Source organism: Fundidesulfovibrio sp. YSD1 (assembly GCF_055397115.1).
On the sequence record NZ_AP043666.1, the window covers coordinates 184,667 to 210,999 of the forward strand.

Genomic DNA, 26,333 nt, shown 5'->3' on the forward strand with positions numbered 1-26,333 from the left:
TGCTGGCTAGATATCGATGACTTTCGTGGCCAGTTGCAGGCTCGTGACCACGTCGAGCATGTTGGTGGTCTGTCCCACGGCGCGCTTGTCCAGCAGGCCGAAGAACTCCAGGCAGGTGCCGCAGACCAGGATGGTCACGCCCTGGGCCTCGAGGGCCTTGAGGGTCTCGAGGTGGGGGCTGTCCTGCGCGGCCAGCTTCACGGCGGCGTTGACCATGACGATGCGCCAGAGGTCCGGCCCCATTTCGGGCAGGGTCTTGATGAAGTTGACCATGAGCTTGGCACCGAGCGAGTCGTCGCCGCGCCCCACCACGTCCGAGGTCAAAAAGACCGCGATGCGCTGGCGCTCGTCCTGGCCGGGCACGGGGCAGGGGAAGTCCTCGACGGCGGCGGGTTTGGCCGCCTGCGCTCCGCGCGTGGCCGAGATCACCCAGGCGCGCCCTTGCCTGGCGTTGGAGGCCTCGTAGCCGCTTGCCGTGAGGTAGCGGGTGACGTTCTCCAAGGCGGCCTCGTCGTCCACCAGCACCTTGAGGCTTTCGGGGGCCTCCTTCCCGATGCAGTCCCGGCAGGCCATCAGGGGCTGCGGGCAGGTCATGCCCAGGCAATCCAGGGTTATTTCGCTCATGGCGTATCCGTCCTTTTTCGTTTGAATTAACATGGACACCACGCGGCGGGTCAAATAGTATTGCCCGATACCAAAAGCCCGTCCGGTTCGAGACGGCCAATGCCGGAGGTTTCATGGACTTGAGGGAGCCAGTGGAGGTCATAGCAGGAAGAATCAGGCAGGCCCTGGGCGAGGAACCGGTGGACCTGCTTCTGAGGAATGCCAGGCTGGTGAACGTGCTTTCGGGGGACATCCACGAAGCGGACATTGCCGTGTCGGACGGCCTGGTCGTCGGTTTCGGCGCCTACGAAGCCCGCGAAGTGGTCGATTGCCAGGGCCGCTACGTCTGCCCGGGGCTGATCGACGGCCACATCCATATAGAATCCACGCTGTTGGCCCCGTGGGAGTTCGCCAGGGCGGCGGCCCCGCGCGGCACGTGCGCCGTGGTCTGGGACCCGCACGAGATCGCCAACGTGCTCGGCAGGCCGGGCATCGAGGACATGCTCGCCCTGACCGAGGACAGCCCGCTGACGTTCTATTTCATGGCCTCGAGCTGCGTCCCGGCCACGAACATGGAGACCTCCGGCGCGGAGGTGACGGCCGAGGACGTGGCCTGGCTCGTGAACAGGCATCCCCGCCGCGTGCTGGGCCTGGCCGAGCTCATGAACTACCCGGGCGTGCTGGCCCGGGACAAGTCCGTGCTGGCCAAGATCGCGGCCTGCGGCTGCGCGGTGATCGACGGGCACGCGCCGCTGGTCGCGGGCAGGGAGCTGAACGCCTACATCATGGCCGGCCCGAGCTCCGACCACGAATGCACGAACGTTTCCGAGGCCCTGGAGAAGCTGCGCAAGGGCATGCACCTGTTCATGCGCGAGGGCAGCGACGAGAAGAACCTGCACGACCTGATCTCCGTGGTGAACGAGTTCAACGCCCAGAACGTCTCCATGGTCTGCGACGACCGCGACCCCCTGGACCTGACCGCCAACGGGCACATGGACCACAACGTGCGCATGGCCGTGAGCCTGGGCATGAACCCCATCCGGGCCATCCAGGCGGCCAGCATCAACACGGCCCGGCATTTCGGCATGCGGGGCAGGGGGGCCGTGGCCCCGGGCTACCGGGCGGACATGGTGGTCCTGGACGACCTGGAGGAGTTCTCGGTCTGGAAGGCCTTCCTGGCGGGCCGGGACGTGGCGGGCATCGGGTTCGCGCCCAAGGGTGAGCCCACAGCGCGAAACACCGTTAAAATCAATCTTTCCGGGAAGATGCTGGAGCCAAGCCAACTCGAAATAGTTAAAGTTAAAGACGAGGTTCGTTGCATCGGAGTGATCCCCGGGCAGATCATCACCAGGTCGTTGACCCTGGCCCCTCTGTTCGAAGAGGGGCTGGCCGTGGGCGATCCGTCCAGGGACCTGGCCAAGCTGGCGGTTGTCGAGCGCCACGGCGTGAACGGCAACGTGGCCCTGGGGTTCATGCACGGACTCGGGATCGCGCGCGGGGCCGTGGCCGGGACGGTGGCGCACGATTCGCACAACCTGATCATCGCCGGCGTCTCGGACCAGGACATGGCTCTGGCCGGGAACACCTTGGCCAAGACGGGCGGCGGCTACTGCGTGGTGGCGGACGGCGAGGTGCTGGCGCTTCTCGAGTTGCCCCTGGCCGGGCTCATGAGCCTGGAGCCGCTTGAGGATGTGGTCGAGGCCTACGGCAAGCTGCGCGCGGCGTTCAGGGCCGTGGCCATCAACCCGGAGGTGTACACGCATCCGTTCATGGCCATGTCGTTTTCGAGCCTGGCGGTTATCCCTGAGCTCAAGCTCACGGACAAGGGCCTGGTGGACGTGGCGCGCTTCGAGGTGGTGGACCTCTGGGTGTGACCGCCTGGGCGGTGAAAGGAAGTCGCTGCCCGCGAGGGCAAGAGGGCGCGGCCTGGTGGAGAGACCCACCGGCCGCGCCCTTGCTTTTGGCCCGCCCTTTCTGGTCCTGTTTTTAAAGTTTACATAATTTACATTATGAGACAACCACGGATATGCCCCAAGAGGGGACTTTTCAACAATCCCGGGATGTTCCGGGAATGCTCTTCAGGCTCAAACCTGGAGTCCGGAGACCCCTGCCCATGACCAGAGATGCTGTAACATTCCGGGCCGTCGTCTGTTGAGACACCATGCACATGCATGCTTGATCAGTTGACTGCTGCCTTTTGAACGCCGTCCAGGATAACTTCTAGCATTTCTGATCGCTCGCCGTTGACTTTGCCTTCTTTTCCCCCAATATGGTTTGTACATCTGCAATATTGTAGTCCTCGGAGGTCTGAAATGCACACGACATCACAGATCCGGGAAGCCCTTTCCCCATGGTGGAAACAAGGCGTCATCCTGACGCTGCTGATTGGTTTCTCCATACAAATCTTTATTGCAGTCAAGTCCTACGACAATGCACCTCCTATTCCAGGCAAGGTACTCGACCCGTCGGGCCAGGTGGTCTTCACCGGCCAGGACGTTACCGCCGGGCAGGAAGTATTCCTCAAGTACGCACTCATGGAGAACGGCTCGATCTGGGGGCACGGGGCCTATCTTGGGCCGGACTACTCGGCGCAGTACCTGCACACCCTGGGGCTTGAGGCCAACCGTTTGCTGGCCAAAAAGCTGTTCCAGCGCGACTTCGATACCCTCAGCCCCGACGAGAAGGACGTGGTGTCGGCCGAGTCCTCGGCATTGCTCAAGGAGAATCGGTACGATCCGAAAAAGGACGTTCTGCTCTTCACTGCCTCCGAGACATCATCCTTCCGCAACCAGATCGGATTGTGGGGCGATTACTTCAGCAACACTGTGGCCAACGGCGGTTTGCGCAAGAAATACATCAGCGATCCAGGTGAATTACGTGTCCTGACCGCCTTCTTTGCCTGGACGGCCTGGGTGAGCATCGCCAACCGGCCCGGCGAGGACTATTCCTACACCAACAACTTCCCCTACGAGCCCATGCTCGGCAACAAGCCCACCAGCGCCGCCGTGCTCTGGAGCGGACTTTCTCTGGTCACCCTGCTGGCGGGAACGGCCGTCGTGCTGTTCGCCTTCGGCAAGTTCAACTACCTCGGCTGGAAGGGCACCGGCGAGCACGTGCATCCGCACATGCTGCCAGGCGTGGCCAGTCCAACCCAGCGCGCCACCATCAAGTACTTCGTGGTGGTGGCCCTGCTCTTCTTGGTGCAGGTGATGCTTGGCGGAGCAACGGCCCACTTCCGGGCAGATCCCGGCAGCTTCTACGGGTTCGATTTGGCGGAGTATTTCCCCAGCACGATCTTGCGCACCTGGCACCTGCAGTCAGCCATCTTCTGGATCGCCACCGCCTTCGTAGCCGGTGGGTTGCTGCTGGCCCAGGCGCTGGGCGAGGCCGAGCCCAAGGGACAGACCGTCGGCATTCACGCGCTCTTCTGGGCGTTGGTGGTAGTGGTGGCCGGGAGTTTCCTGGGCGAGATCCTGGGCATCAACCAGATGCTCGGTTCACTCTGGTTCTGGCTGGGCCACCAGGGCTGGGAATACCTGGAACTTGGCCGCTTGTGGCAGGTGCTCCTGGCCATCGGACTCATAGGCTGGGTGGCGATGCTCCTGCGTTCCGTTAAGCCGGCCCTCCAGGACCCGGGACGCCGCGAGATCACCTCGCTCTTTCTGCTGGCTGCCCTGGCCATTCCAGTGTTCTACCTTCCCGCCTTCTTCTTCGGCAGCACCACCAACTTCACCGTGGCGGACAACTGGCGCTTCTGGATCATCCACCTGTGGGTGGAGGGCTTCTTCGAATTGTTCGTCACTGTCATGGTGGCTGTGATCTTCTTCCGCATGGGCCTCGTGTCGCGCATCACGGCCACGCGGGTCATCTACCTGGATGCCATTCTCTTTCTGGGTAGCGGCATCGTGGGCACTGGGCACCATTGGTACTTTACCGGCCAGACCAACCTGAACATGGCCCTGTCCGCCCTGTTCTCGGCCATGGAGGTGGTACCGCTGACGCTTCTGACCCTCGACGCCTGGGATTTCGTCAAGCTTACGCAATCGGAGTGCGCCGTGTGCGGCAAGCAGGTGAACATCCCGCACCGTTGGGCGTTTTTCTTCCTGATGGCCGTGGGATTCTGGAATTTCGTCGGCGCGGGCATATTCGGGTTCCTCATCAACCTGCCCATCGTGAGCTACTTCGAGGTGGGCACACTCCTGACGCCCAACCACGGTCACGCGGCGCTCATGGGTGTGTTCGGCATGGAGGCCATGGCGCTCATGGTGCTGGCGTTCCGGCAGGTGCTTGATGACGAGCAGTGGAAAAAGCCGGAGAAGTTCGTGAAGATCTCCTTCTGGGGCCTGAACGCTGGTCTGGCGTTGATGCTGGCCGGGAGCCTTTTCCCGGGCGGCGTGATGCAACTCTACGATGTGCTGCAGAACGGTTATTGGCACGCGCGCGGCCTGGATTACCTGAACCAGGATATGGTCCGGCTCATCGAATGGGCCCGCATGCCCGGCGACGTGGTGTTCATCGCCTTCGGCGCGGCGCCCATGGCCGTAGCTGCCGTGCTGACGTATTTGGAGATGAAGAAGACGAGGCTGGCGACCGCGTAAGAGTTGCCCGGAGAGCGAATGAAAGAGGGGCCGGAAGGCCCCTTTTCATCAACCCCGCCGCATGTGCGCCAGCGGGTACGGCTTGCCGAACCCGTCCGTTTCGCTCCGCCCGACCTGGCGGAACCCCATGCGCTCATAGAATCCGACCGCCTGTTCGTTCTGGACGTTCACGTCCACGCGCACCACTCCGTTCTTGTCCAGCACGCATTCCAGAAGAAGCCTCCCCACGCCTTGGCCGCGCCAGTCCGGATGCACGAAGAGCGTGTCCACGCTGTCGCCGCTCACGCCCATGAAGGCCACCGGACTGCCGTCGCCATCCACGGCGACCGTCAGGCGCGCTCCCGGCAAATACTCCTCCCGGACGAAGCGCGCGTAGAACTCCAGATCATCCGGATCGAGGAAATCATGCGTGGCCTCCACCGAGGCCCGCCAGACCGCGTACAGCGGCTCCGCCTCGCCCGGCCGGACCGGCCTTATGTTCACGAACGCCTTTGCGTTGCCCCCCATGGGCCTGCCATCCGCCATACGATCCTCCAGAATGATTCAAAATGTGACTGAAAAAGCTTGCACGCTAAAAAGCGCCCGTAAACGTCCCAGGATCAAAGATGCCCCTTTTCGCGACCCGACACGCGTTCAACACTCTGAAAACGCATCCTCGCGCGATTCTGGAGGCCGGTTTTCCGGCAGGGCAAGGCCATCCAGTTGATAATCGGAATCCATAGAGATAGACGCCCTTGCCGCTTGCGCGCGGCCCGGTTCTGTTTTATTTGGCAGGCAACGTTATTCCAGCCTTTCCCGGAGCCACCCCGTACATGAAGGACATCGCCCGGTTTCTTTCCGGTTTCAAGGAATTCCAGCGCACCTACTTTTGTTCCGACAACGAGTTCTTCAAGAGCCTGAAGAAGGAACAGAGCCCAAAGGTGCTGGTCATCGCCTGCTCCGATTCGCGCGTGGACCCCGCCATCCTGCTCGGCTGCGAGCCCGGCGACATGTTCGTGGTGCGCAACGTGGCCAACCTCGTACCGCCTTACGAGACCTCCCCCGGCCACCACGGCGTCAGCGCCGCCCTGGAGTACGCGGTGAAGGTGCTCGGCGTGGAGCACGTCATCGTGCTCGGCCATTCGTGCTGCGGCGGCATCCAGGCGCTGATGGTCCCGGACAGGGCGGGCCTTGGCGAATTCATCGCCCCCTGGGTGAGCATCGCGGAACCGGCCCTGCGCGAGGTTTCCCGCGAGCTCTCCGACAAGGAGCAGCCCCTGCGCCAGCGCGCCTGCGAGCAGGCCTCCGTGCTCGTCTCCCTCGAGAACCTTTTGACCTTCCCGTGGATATGGGAGCGCGTGATGACCGGGCGCATCCACCTGCACGGCTGGTATTTCGACCTGAACAGGGGCGAACTGTTGAGCTACCTGCCCGAGACCGGCACCTTCGAGGCCCTGGTGGCGCGCTGCGAGACCCTGCAGGCCGGATAAGACCGGCCCGGCTGATATTTCCGCACAAAAAAAGGACGGCCCCGCGAGGAGCCGTCCTTCTTTTTTCGTTGAGCTCCCAGGCTAGCTCTGGGGCACCTTGCCCCAGTCCTTGAGGAAGGTCTCGAGCCCGGAGTCGGTGAGCGGATGCTTGACCATCTCCTTGATCACGGAGAAGGGCACCGTGGCCACGTCCGCGCCCATGAGCGCCGCGCGCACCAGGTGCGTGGGATTGCGCACGCTGGCCACCAGCACCTGGGTCTGGATGTCGTAGTTGCGGAAGATGGTCACCACCTCCTCCACCATGGCCATGCCGTCGCCGCCGATGGCGTCGATGCGGCCCACGAAGGGGCTGACGTAGGTGGCCCCGGCCTTGGCGGCCATCAGGGCCTGGAGCGGCTGGAAGATCAGCGTGGTGTTCACGGCCACGCCCTTTTCGCTGAGCGCCCGGATGGCCTTCAGGCCCTCCAGGATCATGGGGATCTTCACCACCACGTTGGGCCCGAACTTCACGAGCTCCCTGGCCTCGGCGAGCATGGCCTCGGCCGTGACGCCGACGACCTCGAGGCTCACCGGCCCTTCGACCTCCTTGCAGATGGCCTCGGCGATCTTGTGCCAGTCGCCCTTCTCCTTGGAGAACAGGGTGGGGTTGGTGGTCACGCCGTCGAGCATGCCCATGTCCTTGGCGGCCCTGATCTCGTCCAGGCTCGCGCTGTCCAGGAAGAACTTCATGCGTCACCCCTCTTTTGTTTTCGAGGCTTCGAGCTGTTTCAGGTACTTGTCCCGGCATTCGTAGCTGCAGAAGTGGCGGGTCTGCGCCCCGTCGCGGACCTTCACGGAGTCGTCCACGGAAACGTAGGAGCCGCACACGGGGTCCTTCACCATCTCGCCCTTGGCGATCAGGGTCTCCTGCTCCTTCTTGGCGTCCTCTTTGCGGCGCTTCATGTCGCCAGCGAACATCTTCCAGAGGATGAACGCGGCAACGGCGATGATGACGAATTTCCACATACTGCGGCTGATCCTTTGGCTGGGGTTCAGAATAGCATAGTCCCGGACGAGCAAAAAGACAAACGTTGGAAAATTTCAGGCGAAACGGCCCCGGGGGCAACCTCGGCCAGGGGCAGGGCCACGAAGGCCCGCATCTCCCAGCGCGGATGCGGCAGCGTGAGCCAAGGGGTGGCGCGGGTTTCGCCGGAAAACAGGATAAGGTCGATGTCGATCACGCGCGGGCCCCAGCGCCGCTCCATGATCCTGTCGCGGCCCATCTCGGCCTCCAGGGCCATGAGCGCCTCGAACAGGGTCTCGGGCGTGACGCGCGGGTCGCACTCCAGGCGCGCGGCCATGTTGGCGTACCAGGGAGCGGGCGCTCGAGGAGCGGATGCAGAGCCCTCGCCCCCCTGCCCTGCCCCGCGCACGCACCCCGGGGATGGCCCTGGCCCCTGGCGGACGATCCTGTCCCTGGCGGCCGGGCCTTGGCGTCTGCTCCCCGGACCGGCGGCAGCTTCAAGGGCGTACGCCGCCCGCAGCACTTCGGGCAGGGGGTGGGCCTCCAGCCGTTCGATTTCATGCGGCGCGCTGTGCCAGACGCGCGAAAGGGCGGCCAGGCGCACGCCGGGGAGTATCCCGTCCATGCGCCCGGCCGCCCTGGCAAGCGTTTTCGCCGGTTCGCCCAGGTTGGAGCCCAGGGCGACGCAGGCAATGTTGCAGTTCATGCCCCGCTTCCGGGTTTTCGCGTTCGAAACACCGGCGTTCAAGCGTGTGGTCGCGCGGGGTGTTCCGGCCCGAAGCTACATCTTGGCCAGGCGGGACAGGGCCTCTTCGATGCGCTCCTTGCCCACGGTCATGGCGATGCGGAAGTAGCCCTCGCCCGCCTCGGGCAGGCCGAAGCCGTTGCCCGGGGTGACCACCACGCCGGTCTCCTGGAGCACCCTGGTGACGAAGGACTTGGAGTCGGCCCCGTTGGGGGTCTTGCACCAGAAGTAGAAGGTGGCCTCGGGCAGGCGGAAGTCGATGCCGATCTTCCTGAGCCCGGCGGCCAGGGTGTCGCGGCGCTCCTTGTACACGGAGCGGAACTTGGCGGCATAAGGCTCGCCCTGCTCAAGCGCCGCGATGCCCGCCTCCTGCACGGCCTGGAAGATGCCCGAGTCCATGTTCTCCTTGATCTTGCCCAGGCCCTTGACCAAAGACTCGTTGCCCACGGCCATGCCGATGCGCCAGCCGGTCATGTTGTAGGTCTTGGAGAGCGAGTGGAACTCGATGGCCACGTCGCGCGCGCCGGGGATCTCGAAGACCGATATGGGCTTGGCGGCCTCGTTGTAGTACATCTCGGTGTAGGCGGCGTCGGCCACGAGGATGGTGTTCGTCTCCACGCACTTCTTCACCAGCTTCTCGTAGAAGCTCCTGGGCGCGCAGGCCGAGGTGGGGTTGTTGGGGTAGTTGGTGAAGATGATCTTGGCCTTGTCCCACTCCTCGTCGGTGACGGAGTCAAGGTCGGGCAGGAAGTTGTTGGCGTCGGTCAGGGGCAGGAACTTGGTCACGCCGCCCGCGAAGCCGGTGGCGACGTTGTACACCGGATAGTTGGGCGAGCACACCAGCACCAGGTCGCCGGGGTTCACGTAGGCCAGGGGGAAGTGGGCGATGCCCTCCTTGGAGCCGATCAGGCTGACCACCTCGTTGTCCGGGTCCAGGTCGACGCCGAAGCGGCCCTTGTACCAGGTGGAGACGGCCGAGCGGAAGGTGCGCAGGCCCACGTAGGAGGGGTACTGATGGTTCTCGGGCTTCTTGGCGGACTGGTACAGGGCGTCCACGATGAAGTCCGGGGTGGGCATGTCGGGATCGCCGATGCCCAGGCTGATGATGTCCACGCCCCGGGCCTTGACCTCGTTCTTGACGCGGTCGATCTCGGCGAAGAGGTACGGGGGAAGAGCGGCCAGGCGATCGGCCATCTTGAACTGAGGCATGATACGCTCCTTGGGCGATTGCGCGCGGGCGCAAGAAATGGAATAAACGAGCCCAGGTCATAAGAAGAGGCCCCCCGCGGTGTCAATAAAAACAAAGCAGAAGCGCGACGCGCCCCCCTCCGCGCATCCCTGGGTGGATGCCTGGCTCGAGCACCAGCTGGTGGTCAAGGGCCTCTCGGAGAACAGCCTGGCCGCCTACGCCCAGGACATGCAGCTCTTCCAGGAGTTCCTGGGCGAGCGCGACTTCGCCCTGGACGACGTCTCCGGCCAGACCATTTTCCTTTACCTGATGTTTCTGCGCCAGAAGGGCCTGACCAGCCGGTCCATGGCCAGGCACATCTCGAGCCTGCGAGGCTTTTTCGGCCACGCGGCCTCCGAGGGCTGGATCGAGGCCAGCCCGGCCGAGCTGGTGGAGACGCCCAAGCTGCCGCGCAGTCTCCCGGACGTGCTGACGCGAACGGAGATGGACACCCTGCTGGCCCGGCCCGACATGGAGACGAGCCTGGGTTTCCGCGACAGGGCCATGCTCGAGCTCCTCTACGCGGCCGGGCTTCGCGTCACCGAGCTCATCACGCTCACCCCGCTCGATTTCGACCCGCAGTCGGGGGTGCTCAAGGTCTTCGGCAAGGGCGAAAAGGAGCGGCTCGTGCCCATCCACACCCTGGCGCAGAACCTGCTCGCGCGCTACGTGCAGAGCATCCGCCCGGGGTTCAGGCCCGTGAAGGAATTCCTCTTCCTGAACCGCTCCGGCAAGGGCCTCACCCGCCAGGGCGTCTGGAAGCTCATCAAGCGCTACGCCCTGGAGGCGGGCATCCGCAAGAAGATCTCCCCGCACAGCCTGCGCCACTCCTTCGCCACGCACCTCCTGGAAGGGGGCGCGGACCTGCGCACCGTGCAGATACTGCTCGGTCACGCGGACATCTCGGCCACGGAGATCTACACCCACGTCCAGGCCGACCGGCTCACCCGCGTGCACCAGAGCCACCACCCCCGCAGCAACGCATCAAGGAAGGGTTCATGATCCCCAAGCCTGCCAAGGGCTTGTCCGCTCCCACGGTCATCACCGCCCACATCAACGCCGACTTCGACGCCCTGGCCGCCATGATCGCGGCCAGCAAGCTCTACCCGGACGCCACGCTCATCTTCCCTGGCAGCCAGGAGAAGAACCTGCGCAACTTCTTCATCCAGAGCGCCACCTACCTCTTCAACTTCAAGAGCTACAAGGACATCGACCCCGAGTCCGTGCGCACCCTGGTGCTCGTGGACACCCGCCAGGCCTCGCGCGTGCCCCACGCGGCGGCCATCCTGGCCGTGCCCGGGATCGCGGTGCACGTCTACGACCACCATCCCGACACCGAGGAGGACGTGCGCGCGGACGTCTCCGTGGTCAAGCCCCTGGGCTCCACCACCACGATCCTCGCGCACATGATCATGGACAAGGGAATCACCCTGAGCCCGGACGAGGCCACCTTCCTGGCGCTCGGCATCTACGAGGACACGGGCTCCTTCACCTTCACCTCCACGACCCAGGAGGACTTCACCGCCGCTGCCTGGCTCAAGGGCCAGGGCATGGACATGGCCACCCTCTCGGAGCTGCTCACGCGCGAGCTCTCCGCCGAGCAGATCAAGATCATGGGCGCGCTCATCGAATCCGCCGCCAGCTACGACATCAACGGCGTGGAGGTGGTGGTGGCCGAGGTCAGCCTGGACAGCTACGTGGGCGACTTCGCGCTCCTGGCCCACAAGTACATGGACATGGAGAACGTCCGGGTGCTCTTCGCCCTGGCGCTGATGAAGGACCGCGTGCACCTGGTGGCGCGCTCGCGCACCGCGGACGTGGACGTGGGCCGCATCTGCGCCTCGCTCGGCGGCGGCGGGCACACCTACGCGGCCTCGGCCTCGCTCAAGGACAAGACCCTGACCCAGGCCAAGGAGGAGCTCTTTGGCCTGCTCTACTCCCAGGTCAACCCGCAGATACTGGCGGCGAGCATCATGAGCAGGCCCGCCGTTTCCGTGGAGGAGAACACGCCGCTCTCCGAGGCCGAAGACGTGATGTCGCGCTTCGGGCTCAAGGCCGTGCCCGTCATCGGCCCGGACGGCAAGGGCTGCGTGGGCATCCTGGAGCACGAGATCGTGGACAAGGCCATCAAGCACGGGCTGGCCAGCTCCGACGCGGGCGACTACATGATGCAAGGGGCGCTTACCGTCTCGCCAGCCACCGAACTCTACCGCATCACGGAGATCATCCTGGGCCAGCGCCAGCGCCTGGTGCCGGTGATGGAGAACGACTCGGTGGCCGGGGTGATCACGCGCACGGACCTGATCAACATCCTGGTCAGCGAACCGGCGCGCATCCCGGAGACCGTGGGCGCGGAGCGCAAGAACGAACGCAACGTGGCCGGGCACCTGCGCGACCGCCTGCCCAAGAACATCTACGATCTGCTCAGGCGCGCGGGGTCGCTGGCCAAGTCCATGGGCTACGAGGCCTATGTGGTGGGCGGGTTCGTGCGCGACATCCTGCTTGGCCGCCCCAACCTGGACATGGACCTGGTCATCGAGGGGGACGGCATCCTCTTCGCCGAGGCCCTGGCCCGCGAGAAGGGCGGCCGGGTCAAATCGCACCACAAGTTCAAGACCGCCGTGGTCATCCTGCCGGACTCCACGCGCGTGGACGTGGCCACGGCCCGCCTGGAATACTACGAATACCCGGCCGCCCTGCCCACGGTGGAGCTCTCGTCCATCAAGATGGACCTCTACCGGCGCGACTTCACCATAAACGCCCTGGCCGTGCACATTTCGCCGGGCAGCTTCGGCAGGCTGGTGGACTTCTTCGGGGCCCAGCGCGACATCAAGGACCGGGTGATCCGCGTGCTGCACTCGCTGTCCTTCGTGGAGGACCCCACGCGCATCCTGCGGGCCATCCGCTTCGAGCAGCGTTTCTCCTTCAAGATCGGCGCGCAGACCGAGCGGCTGATCAAAAACGCCATCAGCAACCAGTTCGTGCACAAGCTCTCGGGCTCGCGCGTGTTCCACGAGGTCCGCCACATCTTCGAGGACGACAACCCCGTGGCCTGCGTGCGGCGCATGGACGAACTGGGCCTCCTCTCGGCCATCCACCCCCTGCTGGCCCTGGACGCGCGCAAGGAGGAGGTGCTGGCCGAGGCCGACAGGGTCATCACCTGGTACCGCCTGCTCTACCTCGAGGAGCAGCCCGAGATCTGGCGGATATACTTCCTGGGCCTGTGCGCGGGCATGGACGACGAGCAGACCGCCAGCGTCACCGCGCGCCTGGGCTTCTCCAAGCACCATCAGCACGAGTTTTTGGCCATGCGCCACTCCATCCGCGACACGGCGCAATCCATTTTCGAGTGGGAGTACCGCAAGGGGCTCTACAGCGAGCTGTACTTCATGCTGAAGGACCTCACGCTGGAGGGCGTGCTCTACCTCATGGCCAGAAACCCCAAGGAGACCGTGCGCCGGGCCATCTCGCTCTTCTTGACCACCCTGCGCGTCCAGCGCATCGAGATCGGCGGGGAGGACTTGAAGGCCCTGGGCGTCCCCCCCGGGCCGCGCTACGGGGAGATACTTCGCGCCGTCACCGGCGCCATGCTGGACGGCAAGGCCACGTGCCGCGCCGAGCAAATCGCCCTGGCCAAGAGGCTGGCCGAAGGGGACATCGGCCTGGATTGGATGCCCGGGACGGCCTGACCCCCACGCGAGGCTCGCGGGGCGCGGGAGGCTGGGAATCGCCGCCGCGCGCCCGTCCGATGATTACTGGCCTTCCTTGGCCGCGCCCGTACGGGAGAACCGGAAGCACACGGCCCCGTCGACCTCCTCGCGCGTGAGGCTCCACTGCCCGAACGTCGCGGCCAACTCCTCGAAGATGGAAGCCTGCGAGGGCTTGGCCCAGACGTCTATCTCGCGTGCCTGAACGAACCGGAGGTGCCACCCGACCTCCGCGCCCACGCCTCAGCACTTGCCGCGGGCGTCGAGCACGATCTTCTCAGCGTGCATGGAAATGCTCCTTTCGTTTCTCGAGGTCGTTCCACCAGCCGGGCTCGCGCCAGCCCTCGCGTTCCTGGGGCATGGCCGCCGCGCGCTCCACCAGCCGGGTGAACACCCGCCTGGGTATCTGGCGCGCACCGAAGCGGACCACGTGCGGCGTGGCTTGCTGGCAATCCATGAAGTGATACTTTAATTCTTCCAGGAGCAGGACCAGGTGCGTGAAGGCCACCTTGGAGGCCTGGGGAACCGTGCGGAACATGGATTCCCCGAAGAACGCCCGGCCCACGGCCACGCCGTAGATGCCCCCCACGAGCCGCCCGTCCAGGCGGCACTCCACGCTGTGGGCGTAGCCCGCGTGGTGCAGGCGCACGTAGGCCCGGATCATCTCGTCGGTGATCCAGGTCCCGGGCTGGCCGGGGCGGTCCATGGTGGCGCAGGCGCTGATCACGGCCTGGAAGTCCCGGTCCACGGACACCTCGAAGGGGTGCCCGCGCAGATACCGGGCGAAACGCTTGTCGATCCGCAAGTCCTTGGGAACGAGCACGGGCCTGGGGTCCGGCGACCACCAGAGGATGGGGTGGTCCTCGTTGTACCAGGGAAAGATGCCGTGGCTGTAGGCCTCCCGGAGCCGGGCCACGCTCAGGTCGCCGCCCACGGCCAGGAGGCCTTCGGGGTCCGCGCTCTCCGGGTCAGGAAAGGCCACGGACAGGGGGGAGAGAAGCGTGATCACGCCTTTGTCCCGGTTAGGGCCGGGTCATCTGGCCGGGGCCGCCTCCAGCACCTGGAGGACGTCCCCTTCCTTGACCAGGCCCGTGACCTTCAGGCGCACGTTGACCATCTCCTTGGGATGGAAGCAGAGGTCGTCCATGCAGCCGAAGAGGCGGCCGTCGTCGGCGCGGAAGCGCGAGCAGTAGTACAGCGGGGCCTCCTCGCCGCTCCAGCTGGAACTGGAGCGCGACTGCACGCAGCCCTCGAAGCGTCCGGTAAGCGTCACCTGGCGCTGGGACGGGTCGAAGCCCTCGAAGGACACGCCCGAAACGTAGGGCGTCTCGCCCTCGGAGCCAGGGTAGACGTCCTTGACCGTGAGCTTCACGCCCTTGCCCCCGCCCTTCAAGGCCACGAACTGCGGTTCGGAGGTGTCCTTCAGGGTCACGGACTGCCTGGAGCCGTCGGCGAACTCGAGCAGCACGGTCTTCAACCTGGGATGCTGCCTGAAGCTCTCGGGTGCGGCCCAGCCGTTGACGATGGTCATGCGGGTGAGCGTGACGCTCTTGCCGAAATCGAAGCCGATCCACTGGCCCACGGGCACGCCCGCGCTGTTGCCCGGCTCCACGAGGCGGGCAAGGTTGGCTCCGGATTCCGGGGCCGCGGCCGCGTCGATCTGGAAGGCCAGGGGCGTGGATACCGGTTTCTCGGCGGCCAGGGCCGGGACTGAAAGCGACAGAACGAGAAGAAGCGTGGAGAGGATTTTCATGATGCGAACCGCGATGCCCTAGTAGAGGTTGGCCATCTCCTGGGAGTGGTAGAGGAATTCCACGCGGCGGTTGATGGCCCTGTTCTCGTCGGACGTGTTCGGGGCGATGGGCTGGCTGTCCGCGTAGGCGGCCGCCTTGACCCGCGTTGCGGGGATCTGCCCCTTCTCTACTATGTAGCGCACGCAGGCTGCCGCGCGCAACGCCGAAAGCTCGAACTTGGAGAGCCCGCCGTTCTTGCCCGCCTCCTGGTCGTCGGTGTGGCCGCGCACCACCAGGTCCACCTTGACCTTCCGGAGCACCGCGACCACGTCGTCCAGGAGCTTGTAGCCCTCGGGCTTGAGCTGGGCCGAGCCGGGCACGAACATCACCGCGTTGTTCACGTGCAGGAGCACCCCGACCTTGTCCGAGCTTATGCCCGAGTTCTTTTGCAGCGTGGGGTTGTTCTCCATGAGCTGCTTGATCATCAGGGCCACCTCGTACTTGAACTTCTCCTCCTGGGAGAGCTTGAACTGAGGCGTGCCCTGCTGGGCGTCCTTGGCGATGTAGGTGGGCAGGACCACCTGCTCCTGGGGCTTCTCGCGCTTGGGCAGGTCCTGGTCCTGGAAGAAGACGGAGAGCTGCTCCTTCTGCTGGGGCTTGAGCGCCATGGTCAACCACAGGAGCAGGAAAAGGGCCATCATGGCCGTGACGAAGTCCGCGTAGGCCACCTTCCAGCTGCCTCCGTGGGCTCCGGCGTGGCCTTCCTCTTCGCGCTTGACGATTATCGGTGCGGGCTTGTTCTTGGACATGGCGGTTCTTGAATGCTCCCTCGCTCAGGGAGCATTCTATAGTTCGTTGGCGGCCGGAATTCAACACAGGAATATGTGACGGCGCGAGGACTCTACTCCTCGTCAGTGGCGCTTGCGTCCCGCTGGGGCCTGGACCTGGGATGCGCCTTGTCGTAGGCGCGCGCCAGCTGGTCCAGGTTCAGGTGCGTGTAGCGCTGGGTGGTGGAGAGCCTGGCGTGGCCCAGAAGCTCCTGCACGGCGCGCATGTCCGCCCCGGACTGGAGCATGTGGCTGGCGAAGCTGTGCCGCAGGACGTGCGGGCTCACTGCCCCGGGCAGCCCGGCCTCCCTGCTCAGGCGCTCGACGATCCTGTTGGCCTGCCTGCGCTGCAAGGGCTTGCCGCGCTGGCCCAAAAAAAGCGCCGTCTGCGCAGGGTCGCTCGAAAAGGCGTGCCGCACCCCGAAATAGGCCTTGAGGGCCGTGACCGCCGTGTCCGACAGCGGGGCCAAGCGCTCCTTGCCGCCCTTGCCCAGTACCCGGGCTATGCGCGAGCCCAGGTCCACGTCGTAGAGCGAGAGCCCAAGCGCCTCGCTCACGCGAAGCCCGGAGCCGTAGAGGAGTTCCGCCAGGGCCGCGTCGCGCAGGGCCTCGGGGTCGCCGGGCTCGGCCGGGGCGTCCAGCAGGGCGAAGGCCTGGTCCACGTTCAGGCTCTTGGGGTGCGGCTTGGAGAGCTTGGGGTTGGAGACCCCGTCGGCGGGAGACTTGGACAGTATCCCTTGGCGCATGAGGAACTTGAAGAAGCCCCGCAAACACGACAGCCGTCGGGACATGGACGTCTTGGCCTGGCGCGCCCGGTGCTGCTCGGCCAGAAAACCCTGGACGTCGCGCCGGGTCAGAACGCCCGGCTCCTCCAGGGACTTGCCCCTGCCCTTCAAGTGATGCTCGAAGTATTCCAGGTCGCGCCGGTAGGCGTCCACCGTGGCCCGGGAGTAGCCCTTCTCCACCGCGAGCCAGGCCAGGTACGCCTTGGCGTTGTCCCCGAGGGCCGCCTCAGGACTGGCGCTTGTCGAGCACATAGGAGCTCTTGGGGTTTTCCTTGGCCTTCTTTTTCAGCGTCATGGCGATCTGGGAGGCCTCGCCGTAGTGCTTGAGCCGCCCGTTCACGTTGAAGACCACGGCGATGGAGATGGCCATGAGCGGGAACGTGCGCATGTTGCCCTCGCGGTCCGTGGACTGGATGTAGCCGCGCGCGCGGTCCTCTTCGTCGTAGAAGTGGGGCACGATGGAGTCGAAGTTCTCGACTATGCGCTTGCAGGCCAGCTCCACCTTGTCCGGCGGCAGGATGTACACGAAGTCGTCGCCGCCCACGTGGCCCACGAAGGAGCGCACGCCCGTGAAGCCCCGGATGGTGTTCACGATCACGCGCGCGGTCATCATGAGCACCTCGTCCCCGCGCGAGAAGCCGTACTTGTCGTTGAAGCTCTTGAAGTAGTCCAGGTCGGCGTAGGCCAGGGCGAAGTCCTCGCGCCGGTCGATCATCTCCTGGATGCGCTGGATGATGGAGGTGTTGCCGGGCAGCTTGCTCAGCGGGTTGGCGTCGAAGGCCCTGGACGCGCGCGCCAGGGTCAGGAAGATGCGCGCCTTGAGCCGGGCCGGGGTGGAGGGCACGACGATCAGGTCGTCCACCTCGGCCGCGCACCAGTCGGCCCCGGCGAGCAGGTCCTCCTCCTTGATGGCCAGGATCACGGGCAGCTGCCGGTAGACGTTCTCGCTCTTGACCAGGTTGACCACGTCCAGGCCGGGCATGTCCGGCAGGCCGTGGTCCACGATGAGCAGGTCGGGCAGCTCGTTGAAGAGCACCTCGATGGCCCCCCTGCCCCGGTCGAAATGGACGATCTCCATCTGGCCCTCGCCCCAGAGCGAGGCCAGCGTTTCCTTGAGCTCCTTGTCCGCGGAGAGCAGGTAGACCTTCTGGGGGCGCGGCAGGTCGCAGGCGTGCTTGGCTGTCATGGATTGGGCGATACGGGATGCGTTGGAGCCTGGCAAGGGCCGCTAGACGAAGCTCAGGTCCGCGATGTCCAGGAACTGCTCCGAGAGCCTGTCCAGGATGGCCTCCAGGTCTGAGGGCTTGAGCTTCAGCTTCTTGAGCGCCTCGGGCTCCAGGTAGGGCACGTTGTCGTCGCCGCCCGAGCCGTACTCGAACACGCGCACCATGAAGTCGCCCAGGTGCACGCAGCAGGCGGCCTCGGGGTAGAGCCTAGCGAGCTGGGGCTTGTGGTGGTAGCTGATGCCCTCCTTGATGCCGGGGGGCAGCTTCCAGTGGTCGGCGATCCAGGCGTTCACGCGGTCGTGCCCGAAGCCCATCACGGCCTTTTCGGCCTCCAGGTAGGAGATGTCCCGGCTCTTGACCATGGCCTCCACCCCGGCCTTGAGGTCCGGCAGTTGCACCGCCGTGACCACCTTGCCCAGGTCGTGCAGGAGCCCGGCCACGGAGATGTCCTCCACGTCTTTCAGGCCCACGTGCCTGGCCACGGTGGAACTGGCCAGGGCGCAGCCCACGGAGTGCTCCCAGAGCCCGACCATGTTCTGCACCATGATGTCCATCACCGACGTGGAGACCACCACGCCGCGCAGCACGTTGAAGCCCAGGAGCACCAGAGCGTGGTGGATGGAGCTTATGCGCCCGGGGAAGCCGTAGATGGGCGAGTTGACCATTTTGAGGACCTTGGCCGAGAGCACCTGGTCCATGGAGATGAGCTTGGCGATCTGCTCGGTGGAGGAGTCCGGGTCCTTGACCAGGCGCGACACCTCGTCCAGGACCTTGGGCAGCGTGGGCAGGTCCTTCACCGCCAGGATGCGGTCCTTGCGTTCGAGCTTCAGGTCTTCTTCGGCCATTGAAATCCGCTCCCGGCGTTGCGCCCCGGGCCGCTTGGGCAGCGGCCCGGCGGCGGGAAAGTCAGCGTTGAGCCGCCTCGGCTCCGGGGCGTGCGCTACCCGGCCTTGGAGGCGACCTTCATCTTGAAGTAGTGGCTGAGCAGGGCCTTGACCTGGTTCATCCAGGGGTCCTGGGCGTGACGCCTGAAGAGGTGGTCCAGGCGCTGGAGGCGCTGGTCGTAGTTGGTGCCGGAGGCCACGCCGTCGGTCTGCACGGGCTCGCCCTCCACCACCACGTACTCCACGCCCATCATGTCGAACTTGTCGAGCATGGCCTCGGTCAGCTCCGCGCCCTGGGGAGCGACGACCATGCCGTCGGCCCTCGCCACGGGCTTGGCCAGCACGAATCCGGCCTTGGCCAGGTTGAGCGGAATCTTCTGCATGCTTGGGCTACGCTCCTACGGGAACTCAGGCCGTGAGATAGTACCCGCCGGGCAGCCTGCGCACAACCCCTTTCAGCTCCAGCACCACCAGGGTGCGGCTCATCTCGGAGGCGTCGCGGCCGAACACGCGGCAGAGCGAATCGATGTGGGTCGCGCCCATGGCGGCCAGATGCCCGGCCAGGTCCTGCTCGAAGGGAGTGCAGGCCTCGGCCGCGCTCGTGGCCGGGGCTTGCGGGACCGGGGTTTCCTCAACCGCGCGGGCCGCCTGCTTCGCCGGGGCCTGCGCGCGCCCGGACCGCCCGGAAGGCGGCGTACCGGAGCCACGTTTCGGTTTGCCCGCCCGGGGAGAAGCGGGGGCCACGCCCTGCGTCGAGGTTTGCGTCTCGGGCGCTTCGGGCCCCGTCCCCCTGGCGCGCCTGGGCGGGGCCTTGGACGCGCGGGGAGGCACGAGCCTGGCCTGCTCGGGGTATGCCCGGGCGGGGGCGGGCCCGGGGCTTGCTTTTCCGGCCAGGAAGGCCTCCAGTTGGGGCCTGAGCTCCAAAAGGATGTCCTCCGCGCCGTGCACCAGCTTGGCCCCCTTGTTGATGATCTCGTGGCAGCCCCGGTAGCTCTTGAGCGACACGGGCCCGGGCACGGCGAACACCTCCCTGCCCTGCTCCATGGCCAGGCGCGCCGTGATCAGGCTGCCGGACTTGGTGGTGGCCTCAACCACCAGGACGCCCAGGGACAGGCCGCTGATTATGCGGTTTCTGAGCGGGAAATTCCCGGCCAGGGGCTTGGTGCCGGGCGGAAACTCCGAGAGGATCAGCCCCTTTTGCGAAAGTTCGCGCCAGATGTCGCGGTTGGCGGCCGGGTAGACTAGGTCCGGCCCCGTGCCCATGACCGCAACCGAGCTGCCGGGTCCGGTGAGCCCGCCCAGGTGCGCCTCCCGGTCGATGCCGTAGGCCAGGCCCGAGATCACGGTGACGCCCTGGGCCGAGAGCTCCATGGAGATGCGGTGGGCCAGCTCGATGCCGTAGCGCGAGCACTCGCGCGAGCCGACCACGGCCACGCCCGGGTTCTCGAGCAGGCCCAGGTCGCCCACGGCGTAGAGGAACACCGGCGGATCGGGGATTTCGCGGAGCCTTTCCGGGAAGCGCGGGTCCGCCCAGGAGAGCACGGGGATCGAGCGCTCCTCGGCCTTGGCCATCTCCTCCTCGGCGTGGGCGCGCCAACCCTCGGCGAGGAAGGCCTGGAGCTGTTGGCCGGTGACGAGGCCCATCTCGCGCCAGGACCCGGCCATCTCCACGGCGCGCGCGGCCGAGCCGAAGCGTTCAAGGATCCTCTTGGACGTGCGGGGCCCCAGGCCCGGCGCGTGCTTGAGGCTCAGGCAGGCCCAAAACTCCTGGCGCGAGGGATCGGTCACGCGGCTACTGGCCCAACTGTTTGAGCTTCTGGCGGGCCTTGCCCGCGAACTCCGAGTTGGGGTGCTCTTCCACGAGCACCTTCAGGTGGAAGGCGGCGTTGGCCTTGTCGCCCAGGAACTCGTAGGCCTCGGCGGCCCTGTAGAGCGCGGCCTCGGCCTTGGGATCCTTGGGGAAGCGGCTGGAGACGTCCTTGAAGCTGAGGATGGCCTGGTTGTAGCTCTTGTCGCCCATGTAGCTCTCTCCGATCCAGTAGAGGGCTTCGGGAGTCTTGGCGGAGCCGGGGTATTTGGCCATGAATTCGTTGAACTTCTTGCGGCCGTCGTCGTTCTTGTTGGCCGACACCGCGCGCAGGGCCTCGGTGTAGAGCATCTGTTCGTCCATGCCCACCTGGGAACTCGCCGGAGGACTCGCTGGGGAGGCCGGAGCCTGGGCCTGCGGGGCCAGCGGCTTGGGCTGGGGCGAGGCCGGGACCGGGGCCGTGGGGAGCGCCGGTTCGAGGTTCGGCACCTCGGGGGCCTGGGCCACGGGCGCCGGCGCGGCGGCCGGAGCAGCGGCCTGGGGGGCGCTCAACGGTTCGGGCTGACGCGGGGCGGCGACGGGCCTGGGCGCGGGGGCCTCGGCCTTGGCCGGACGGGCGCGGCGCGAGTCCACGGTCACGGGCTGGCGGGTCTGGGCGGCCGGGGGCACGTTGCGCATGGATTCGCTCAGGGTGACCACGGGCGGCGAGATGGCGGCGTCCAGCGGCCGGGGCGCGGCCGGTGCCGTAGGCTGCGCAGCGGCCTGGGCGGGGGCCTGCAAGGGGGAGGGCGCGCGCGATCCGGGCGTTGCCTGGGGCAGCGGCGCGGGAGCGGCCGCCTGGGGGGCCTGCGCCGCGCCGCCCGCGATCTGCGAATAGGGGATGACCTGCCCGGCCCTGACTGGGCCTCGCGCCGGGGCCTGGGACGCGGCCCTGGGCGACTGCTCCCTGGCGGGGCGGGCCTGCGCCGGGGGTTTTCCGGCGGAGAACTGGTCCAGCCTGGAGGCGATCTCGCGCAACTTGAAATCTATATCGGCGTCTCGTGCGCGCTGTTGCTCCTGGAAACTGTTGAACCTGGCCTCCAGGCTTTCCAGCTTCGAGGCTTCTTTCGGCGCGTTGCCTTTCTTTTGCGCGCATCCGCCCAGCGCTACGAGGAGCGCCAGAACGGTCAGGCCGGTTGCTTTCACAGCATCCTCCAGGCGTTTTCCCATGCGATAATCGACCGTTGCAACGAAAGCAAGTGGCGCGCCACTTTCAACCGCGCAAAAAAGCAGGACTTGCGGGTTTCCCCCATGCCCGGCAAGCCGATTGCATCCCGCCGGGATTTGAGGCAAAAAAGCCGCGCCGCACGGCCTCAGGCCGCGCGAAGCCCCCAAGGAGTCCGGATCAGCGTGAACGAGCATCTTCTCTTCCCGGCGGCCGCCGTCCTCGTCTGCCTGCCGCTATCACTGGCCCTGGCCGCCGCGGGGCTGCCCCTGGCGAGCGCCGTGCTGCTCTTCAATCCGCCCAAGCGGGTGAAGGTCTTCAGGGACAAGTTCGGCCAGCAGACCGCCACCTTCTGCCTCTTCGCCGGGCTCGCGGCCCTGGCCGCCATGGCCGGTGGCGCGGCCTTCGTCTGGAAGCAGTACCCGGCTGCGGCCTCCTTCTGGCTCGGCTGGCCCCTGCCCCTGGCCCCGCTGGCCGGCGCGGCCGCCCTGGCCGCCGCTCTGGCCTGCGCCTACCGCGCGGTGTGGCAGAACATGCGCGACAACCGCCCGGCCCACGCGGCCATCGGCGTGGGGGCCACAGCCTGCGGCTGGGCCCTGGGCTACCTCTTCGTGACCTTCCTGCGGCACTTCGTGGCCACCCCGGTGGAGCCCCAGGCAGACCCGGCCCTGTTTTTGCCGCCCCTGGAATCCGGGGCCTGGTTCGTGTTCCCGGCCGCCCTGGCCCTGAGCCTGGCCTTCGCGGGCTCCACGGCCTCGCTCTACCTGATCCACCGGCGCGACAAGGACGACTTCGGCCGCGACTACTACAACTACACCCTGAAGCTGGCCAGCAAGTGGGCGCTTTTCGCCTCCCTGGCGGCCCTGGCCGCGTTCGCCGGGTACTTCGCCGCGCTCTGGCCGGTGGTGCGCAACCTGCCCATCCGTCCGTTCTTCTTCTGGAGCTCGGCCGCCGGGCTCACGTGCTTTCTCATGGCCTGCACGCTCTGGGTCCTGGTGCTGAAGAACCAGAACCCCCTGCGGCTCAAGCTGCACTGCGTGGCCGCTTACTTCCTGGCCCTGGCCGGTTTCTCGGGCATCCTGGCCGCCCTGGCCAGGCTCTGCTTCGGCTAGGCGCGCAGCCTTTCCGGATGACGAAAAAAGGCGGCCCCCGCGAGGAGGCCGCCTTCTTCTTTTCATTCGCGCCTTAAGGCTACATGCCGGACGATCCGCGCTGCGAGGTGGACATCAGGTAGATCTCGTGCGGGTCGAGGATGAGCACCACCGAGCCGTCGCCCATGATGGTCGCGCCCGAGAGCCCGCGCATGTCGAATTCCGAAAGGTAGGCCCCCAGCGGCTTGATGACCACTTCCTGGCGCTCCAGCAGCCGGTCCACGATCACGCCCAGGCGGCGGTCGTTGTCCTGGAGGATGACCACTGAGGCGATCTCCTTCTGTTCCTCCGGGGCCGGAGGCAGGTCCAGCACCTCGCGCATCTCCACGATGCCCAGCACCTCGCCGCGCAGCGTGACGCACTTGCGCTTGTTGACCTCGGTCATGCGCTTGACCTCGATCTTGGTGGTCTCGGACACGGCGTCCAGGGGGATGGCGTAGGTCTGGTCGCCCACCATGACCATGAGCGCGTCGATGATGGCCAAGGTCAGGGGCAGGGTCATGGTGAACTTGGTGCCCTTGCCCACCTCGCTGGTCACGTTCACGGTGCCCTTGAGGTTCTTGATGTTGGTGCGCACCACGTCCATGCCCACGCCGCGCCCGGAGATGTCGGTGATGGTCTCCGCCGAGGAGAAGCCGGGCATGAAGATCAGCTCCAGCGCGTCGCGGTCGTCCAGATTCTTGGCTTCGTCCGGCGTGACCAGGCCCTTGCGGATGGCCACCTCGCGCATCTTGGCCGGGTCGATGCCCTTGCCGTCGTCCTCCACCTCGATGGCCACGGAGTTGCCCCGGTGGTAGGCGCGCAGCCAGACCTTGCCCACCGCGGACTTGCCCGCGCCCAGGCGCACGTCCTCGGTCTCCAGGCCGTGGTCCACGCTGTTTCGGATCAGGTGCACCAGCGGGTCGCCGATGACCTCCACCACGGACTTGTCCAGTTCGGTCTCCTCGCCCTCCATGACCAGCTCCACTTCCTTGCCCGACTTGCGCGAGAGGTCGCGCACCAGGCGGGGGAAGCGCGAGAACACCGAGGACACGGGCACCATGCGCACCTTCATGATGGTGTCCTGGAGGTCGTCGGAGAGCCGGGCCATGGCGTAGGTGGTCTCGGTGAGTTGCTGGGCGATGGCCTGGACGTCGAGCTTGCCCTCCTCCAGGGAGCGGGCCAGCAGGGCGTAGCGGTTGCGGTTGATGATCAGCTCGCCGATGAGGTTCATCAGGTGGTCGAGCTTCTCGTGGTCCACGCGGATGGTGGAGGAAACCTTGGCCGCGCCGGGGGCCGCGCCCTGGGCGGGGGCGGCCTGCGCCGGCTGCGCCGGGGCGGGCGGCGCGGGCTTCGGGGCGGCCTGCACGGGCGCGGGCTGCGCGACAGCGGCAGCAGCCGGGGCCGGTTTCGGAGCGGAAGCCTGCGCGGGCTTGGGTTCCTCCACGGGAGGAGCCTTGGGGGCCTCATCTTTCTTCGGCTCGGACTCGGCCGTCGAGGGGGCCGCCTGGGCCTGCTCGCCGAGCTTCCTGCCCAGGGAGGCCAGGGCCTTGCCCACCATGTCCTTGATGATGCCGCATTCCTGGCTCAAGAGGTCCAGCATCAAGTCGAAATCGAGCCCGGACTTGCGCGCCTGGTCCACGAGCCCGGCCGTGCGCTCGGCGTAGGTCTTGAGCTCGGAGAAGCCCATGTAGCCCGTGGAGTTGCGCAGGGTGTCCAGGGAGCGGTAGAGCCCGTCGACGTACTCCTTGTTGGAGGCGTCCTTCCCCAGTTCCTTGAGGGCCAGGTCGATGTTGGCCAGTTGCTGGGTGACGGTCTCCGCGAAAATCTCGGTGTCTTCCTCGTCAAAGCCCTGGGCCTGCGCGGGAGCCTCCCCGGCGGCCGCTTCCGGCGCGGGTTCGGGCTCGGCTGGGGCCTGGGCTTCCACTGGCGCGGGGGCCTCGGCCTGCTCCGGCGGGGCGGCGGGCGCGGGTGCCTCGGGGCGGAAGCCGCTCAGGTCCACGTCGCCCGTGGCCGTGGCCTGCTGGAGCTTGTCCGCCAGGACGGTGATGTCCATGGGCGTGGTCTGGTTGTGCTTGGCGTCGATCTTGGAGACCAGGGTCTCCATCATGTCCACGGTGCCCAGCAGCAGGTCGATCATGGAGGGCGTGGGGACCATCTCGCCCTTGCGCACCTTGTTGAGCAGGGTCTCGGCCTCGTGGGTGAGCGCGTTCAGCTCCTTGTGGCCGATGATGCCGGAGTTGCCCTTCAGGTTGTGGAAGTAGCGGAAGATGTCGTTGACCAGCTCGCCGCCCGCGCCGGGGTCCTTCTCCAGTTCCAGAAGCGAGGAGTTGAGGTTCTCGATGATCTCCTGGGCTTCCTCGAGAAAGTCGGTCAGGTGGCCCTCGCCGATGGCCTGGAGCGCGTAGGGGGGGCCGGTCTCCACGGGCGGGGGCAGCACGAAGCCCCTGCCCTCCCCGCCTGCCGGGGCGGAAGCCGCCATGGGGGCCGCCTCGGCGGAGGGTTGCTCGGTCTGGGCGGCTTGCGGGGCGGGTTCCGGGGCCTCGGGTTCGCCCGCTGGCGCGGCCGCTGCCTCCTCGGCCTCTCCGGCCATGATGGCCTCGATGCGCGCGATGATGGAGGCTGTTTCGACCTCGCCCTCGTAGCCCTGGGTCTCCAGGCTGTCGATCATGGTGCGCAACGCGTCGGTTGCCGAGAGGATCACGTCCATGATTCCGGCCGTGACCGCGATCTTGCCCTTGCGCAGCTCGTCCAGGATGTTCTCCGCCCTGTGCGCCAAGCCGTTGATCTGGTTCAGGCCAAGAAACCCGGAAGCTCCCTTGAGCGAATGCATCGGACGGAAGATCTCGTTCAGAAGCCCCAGGTTGCCGGGGTTCTTTTCGAGCTCGAGCAGGTTGGGCTCGATGGTCTCAAGGTGTTCCTTCGCTTCGACGATGAAGTCTGCGAAGAGTTCCGGATCCATGAAATCCTGGCTCATGCGCACCTCTGTAAGGCGTGTTGCTGACGTCTAGCCAAGGAGCATCTTGATGTTCTTGACCATCTTCTCCGGCTGCGCCGGCTTGACCATGTACATGTTGGCCCCGATGGACAGGCCCGCCTGGATGTCCTTCTCCTGGCCCTCGGTGGAGAGGACCACGATGGGGATGTCGCGGTAGGCGTCCTGCTCGCGCACGCTCTTGATGAACGTGAAGCCGTCCATGCGGGGCATGTTGATGTCGGAGACGATCAGGTCGATCCTCTCCGAGGAGTAGAGCTTTTCCAGGCCGTCCAGGCCGTCTTCGGCGGTGACCACCTTGAAGCCCTCCTTCTTCATGATGAAGGCCACGAGGTTGCGCACGGTCTTCGAGTCGTCGACTATCAGGATGGTCTTGGACATGTTCGGCT

24 protein-coding genes are annotated in these 26,333 nt (G+C 66.2%); 6 read left to right on the forward strand and 18 right to left on the reverse strand.

Annotated elements, in window-relative coordinates; translation table 11 throughout:
- Positions 1–6 precede the first annotated feature (6 nt).
- Entirely contained in the window at positions 7–624 is a 618-nt protein-coding gene (yedF, locus tag ACZ5V4_RS00965) for a sulfurtransferase-like selenium metabolism protein YedF (RefSeq protein WP_464316311.1), read from the reverse strand.
- Between the two features lie 113 nt (positions 625–737).
- On the opposite strand from yedF, the gene ade reads away from it, so the two are divergent.
- Both ade and ACZ5V4_RS00975 read left to right on the forward strand, forming a co-directional pair.
- Positions 738–2,477 (forward strand): adenine deaminase, encoded by a 1,740-nt coding sequence (gene ade / locus ACZ5V4_RS00970; RefSeq protein ID WP_464316312.1) that lies wholly within the window; start codon positions 738–740, stop codon positions 2,475–2,477.
- A gap of 438 nt (positions 2,478–2,915) precedes the next feature.
- Positions 2,916–5,201 carry a nitric-oxide reductase large subunit gene (locus ACZ5V4_RS00975; RefSeq protein ID WP_464316313.1) on the forward strand — a complete coding sequence of 762 codons (2,286 nt, stop codon included), beginning with the start codon at positions 2,916–2,918 and terminating at the stop codon, positions 5,199–5,201.
- 48 nt (positions 5,202–5,249) lie between these two features.
- Here ACZ5V4_RS00975 and ACZ5V4_RS00980 read toward each other — a convergent pair whose 3' ends face one another.
- Positions 5,250–5,726, reverse strand: a complete 477-nt coding sequence (locus tag ACZ5V4_RS00980; protein WP_464316314.1) for an acetyltransferase — start codon at positions 5,724–5,726, stop codon at positions 5,250–5,252.
- Between the two features lie 287 nt (positions 5,727–6,013).
- Between ACZ5V4_RS00980 and ACZ5V4_RS00985 the strand changes: the two genes are divergently transcribed.
- Entirely contained in the window at positions 6,014–6,670 is a 657-nt protein-coding gene (locus ACZ5V4_RS00985) for a carbonic anhydrase (protein WP_464316315.1), read from the forward strand.
- 81 nt (positions 6,671–6,751) lie between these two features.
- Here the strand turns inward: ACZ5V4_RS00985 and fsa are convergent, their stop codons facing one another.
- The 4 genes from fsa to ACZ5V4_RS01005 all read right to left on the reverse strand — a co-directional run bounded on the left by fsa (position 6,752) and on the right by ACZ5V4_RS01005 (position 9,627).
- Complete coding sequence (gene fsa, locus ACZ5V4_RS00990; protein ID WP_464316316.1) at positions 6,752–7,399, reverse strand: fructose-6-phosphate aldolase; 648 nt, start codon at positions 7,397–7,399, stop codon at positions 6,752–6,754.
- A gap of 3 nt (positions 7,400–7,402) precedes the next feature.
- Positions 7,403–7,675, reverse strand: a complete 273-nt coding sequence (locus ACZ5V4_RS00995) for a transcriptional regulator (protein ID WP_464316317.1) — start codon at positions 7,673–7,675, stop codon at positions 7,403–7,405.
- 26 nt (positions 7,676–7,701) lie between these two features.
- Positions 7,702–8,379, reverse strand: a complete 678-nt coding sequence (folK, locus tag ACZ5V4_RS01000) for a 2-amino-4-hydroxy-6-hydroxymethyldihydropteridine diphosphokinase (RefSeq protein ID WP_464316318.1) — start codon at positions 8,377–8,379, stop codon at positions 7,702–7,704.
- Between the two features lie 75 nt (positions 8,380–8,454).
- Positions 8,455–9,627 carry an LL-diaminopimelate aminotransferase gene (locus ACZ5V4_RS01005; RefSeq protein WP_464316319.1) on the reverse strand — a complete coding sequence of 391 codons (1,173 nt, stop codon included), beginning with the start codon at positions 9,625–9,627 and terminating at the stop codon, positions 8,455–8,457.
- A 79-nt stretch (positions 9,628–9,706) separates the two neighbouring features.
- Here ACZ5V4_RS01005 and xerD point away from each other — a divergent pair, with 79 nt between their 5' ends.
- Both xerD and ACZ5V4_RS01015 read left to right on the forward strand, forming a co-directional pair.
- Complete coding sequence (gene xerD / locus ACZ5V4_RS01010; RefSeq protein WP_464316320.1) at positions 9,707–10,648, forward strand: site-specific tyrosine recombinase XerD; 942 nt, start codon at positions 9,707–9,709, stop codon at positions 10,646–10,648.
- Positions 10,645–13,335 carry a CBS domain-containing protein gene (locus tag ACZ5V4_RS01015; protein WP_464316321.1) on the forward strand — a complete coding sequence of 897 codons (2,691 nt, stop codon included), beginning with the start codon at positions 10,645–10,647 and terminating at the stop codon, positions 13,333–13,335. The genes xerD and ACZ5V4_RS01015 overlap by 4 nt, the downstream gene beginning before the upstream one ends.
- 63 nt (positions 13,336–13,398) lie before the next feature.
- Here the strand turns inward: ACZ5V4_RS01015 and ACZ5V4_RS01020 are convergent, their stop codons facing one another.
- From ACZ5V4_RS01020 to ACZ5V4_RS01065, 10 genes are all read right to left on the reverse strand, one after another.
- The gene (locus ACZ5V4_RS01020; RefSeq protein ID WP_464316322.1) at positions 13,399–13,593 is read right to left on the reverse strand and encodes a hypothetical protein; all 195 of its coding nucleotides are present in this window, start codon (positions 13,591–13,593) and stop codon (positions 13,399–13,401) included.
- A 37-nt stretch (positions 13,594–13,630) separates the two neighbouring features.
- Positions 13,631–14,362, reverse strand: a complete 732-nt coding sequence (gene aat, locus ACZ5V4_RS01025) for a leucyl/phenylalanyl-tRNA--protein transferase (protein ID WP_464316323.1) — start codon at positions 14,360–14,362, stop codon at positions 13,631–13,633.
- Between the two features lie 24 nt (positions 14,363–14,386).
- On the reverse strand, positions 14,387–15,106 hold the full coding sequence (locus tag ACZ5V4_RS01030) for an NADase-type glycan-binding domain-containing protein (protein WP_464316324.1): 720 nt from the start codon (positions 15,104–15,106) through the stop codon (positions 14,387–14,389).
- Positions 15,107–15,124: 18 nt separating this feature from the next.
- Complete coding sequence (locus ACZ5V4_RS01035; RefSeq protein WP_464316325.1) at positions 15,125–15,895, reverse strand: OmpA/MotB family protein; 771 nt, start codon at positions 15,893–15,895, stop codon at positions 15,125–15,127.
- Positions 15,896–15,987: 92 nt separating this feature from the next.
- Positions 15,988–16,950 (reverse strand): tyrosine recombinase XerC, encoded by a 963-nt coding sequence (locus tag ACZ5V4_RS01040; RefSeq protein WP_464316326.1) that lies wholly within the window; start codon positions 16,948–16,950, stop codon positions 15,988–15,990.
- Entirely contained in the window at positions 16,925–17,884 is a 960-nt protein-coding gene (locus ACZ5V4_RS01045; RefSeq protein WP_464316327.1) for a GGDEF domain-containing protein, read from the reverse strand. Before ACZ5V4_RS01045 ends, ACZ5V4_RS01040 begins: the two co-directional genes overlap by 26 nt.
- Positions 17,885–17,926: 42 nt before the next feature.
- Positions 17,927–18,769, reverse strand: a complete 843-nt coding sequence (locus ACZ5V4_RS01050; RefSeq protein WP_464316328.1) for an HDOD domain-containing protein — start codon at positions 18,767–18,769, stop codon at positions 17,927–17,929.
- A gap of 95 nt (positions 18,770–18,864) precedes the next feature.
- Positions 18,865–19,191 (reverse strand): hypothetical protein, encoded by a 327-nt coding sequence (locus ACZ5V4_RS01055; RefSeq protein WP_464316329.1) that lies wholly within the window; start codon positions 19,189–19,191, stop codon positions 18,865–18,867.
- Between the two features lie 25 nt (positions 19,192–19,216).
- On the reverse strand, positions 19,217–20,596 hold the full coding sequence (dprA, locus tag ACZ5V4_RS01060; protein WP_464316330.1) for a DNA-processing protein DprA: 1,380 nt from the start codon (positions 20,594–20,596) through the stop codon (positions 19,217–19,219).
- A gap of 4 nt (positions 20,597–20,600) precedes the next feature.
- Positions 20,601–21,800 (reverse strand): tetratricopeptide repeat protein, encoded by a 1,200-nt coding sequence (locus ACZ5V4_RS01065; RefSeq protein ID WP_464316331.1) that lies wholly within the window; start codon positions 21,798–21,800, stop codon positions 20,601–20,603.
- Between the two features lie 204 nt (positions 21,801–22,004).
- On the opposite strand from ACZ5V4_RS01065, the gene ACZ5V4_RS01070 reads away from it, so the two are divergent.
- Positions 22,005–22,931: a hypothetical protein gene (locus ACZ5V4_RS01070; protein ID WP_464316332.1), complete on the forward strand. Its 927-nt coding sequence runs from the start codon at positions 22,005–22,007 to the stop codon at positions 22,929–22,931.
- A gap of 79 nt (positions 22,932–23,010) precedes the next feature.
- On the opposite strand, the gene ACZ5V4_RS01075 is transcribed toward ACZ5V4_RS01070, so the two are convergent.
- Positions 23,011–25,926 carry a chemotaxis protein CheA gene (locus tag ACZ5V4_RS01075; RefSeq protein ID WP_464316333.1) on the reverse strand — a complete coding sequence of 972 codons (2,916 nt, stop codon included), beginning with the start codon at positions 25,924–25,926 and terminating at the stop codon, positions 23,011–23,013.
- A 30-nt stretch (positions 25,927–25,956) separates the two neighbouring features.
- On the reverse strand, positions 25,957–26,325 hold the full coding sequence (locus tag ACZ5V4_RS01080; protein ID WP_464316334.1) for a response regulator: 369 nt from the start codon (positions 26,323–26,325) through the stop codon (positions 25,957–25,959).
- Between the last annotated feature and the right edge of the window lie 8 nt (positions 26,326–26,333).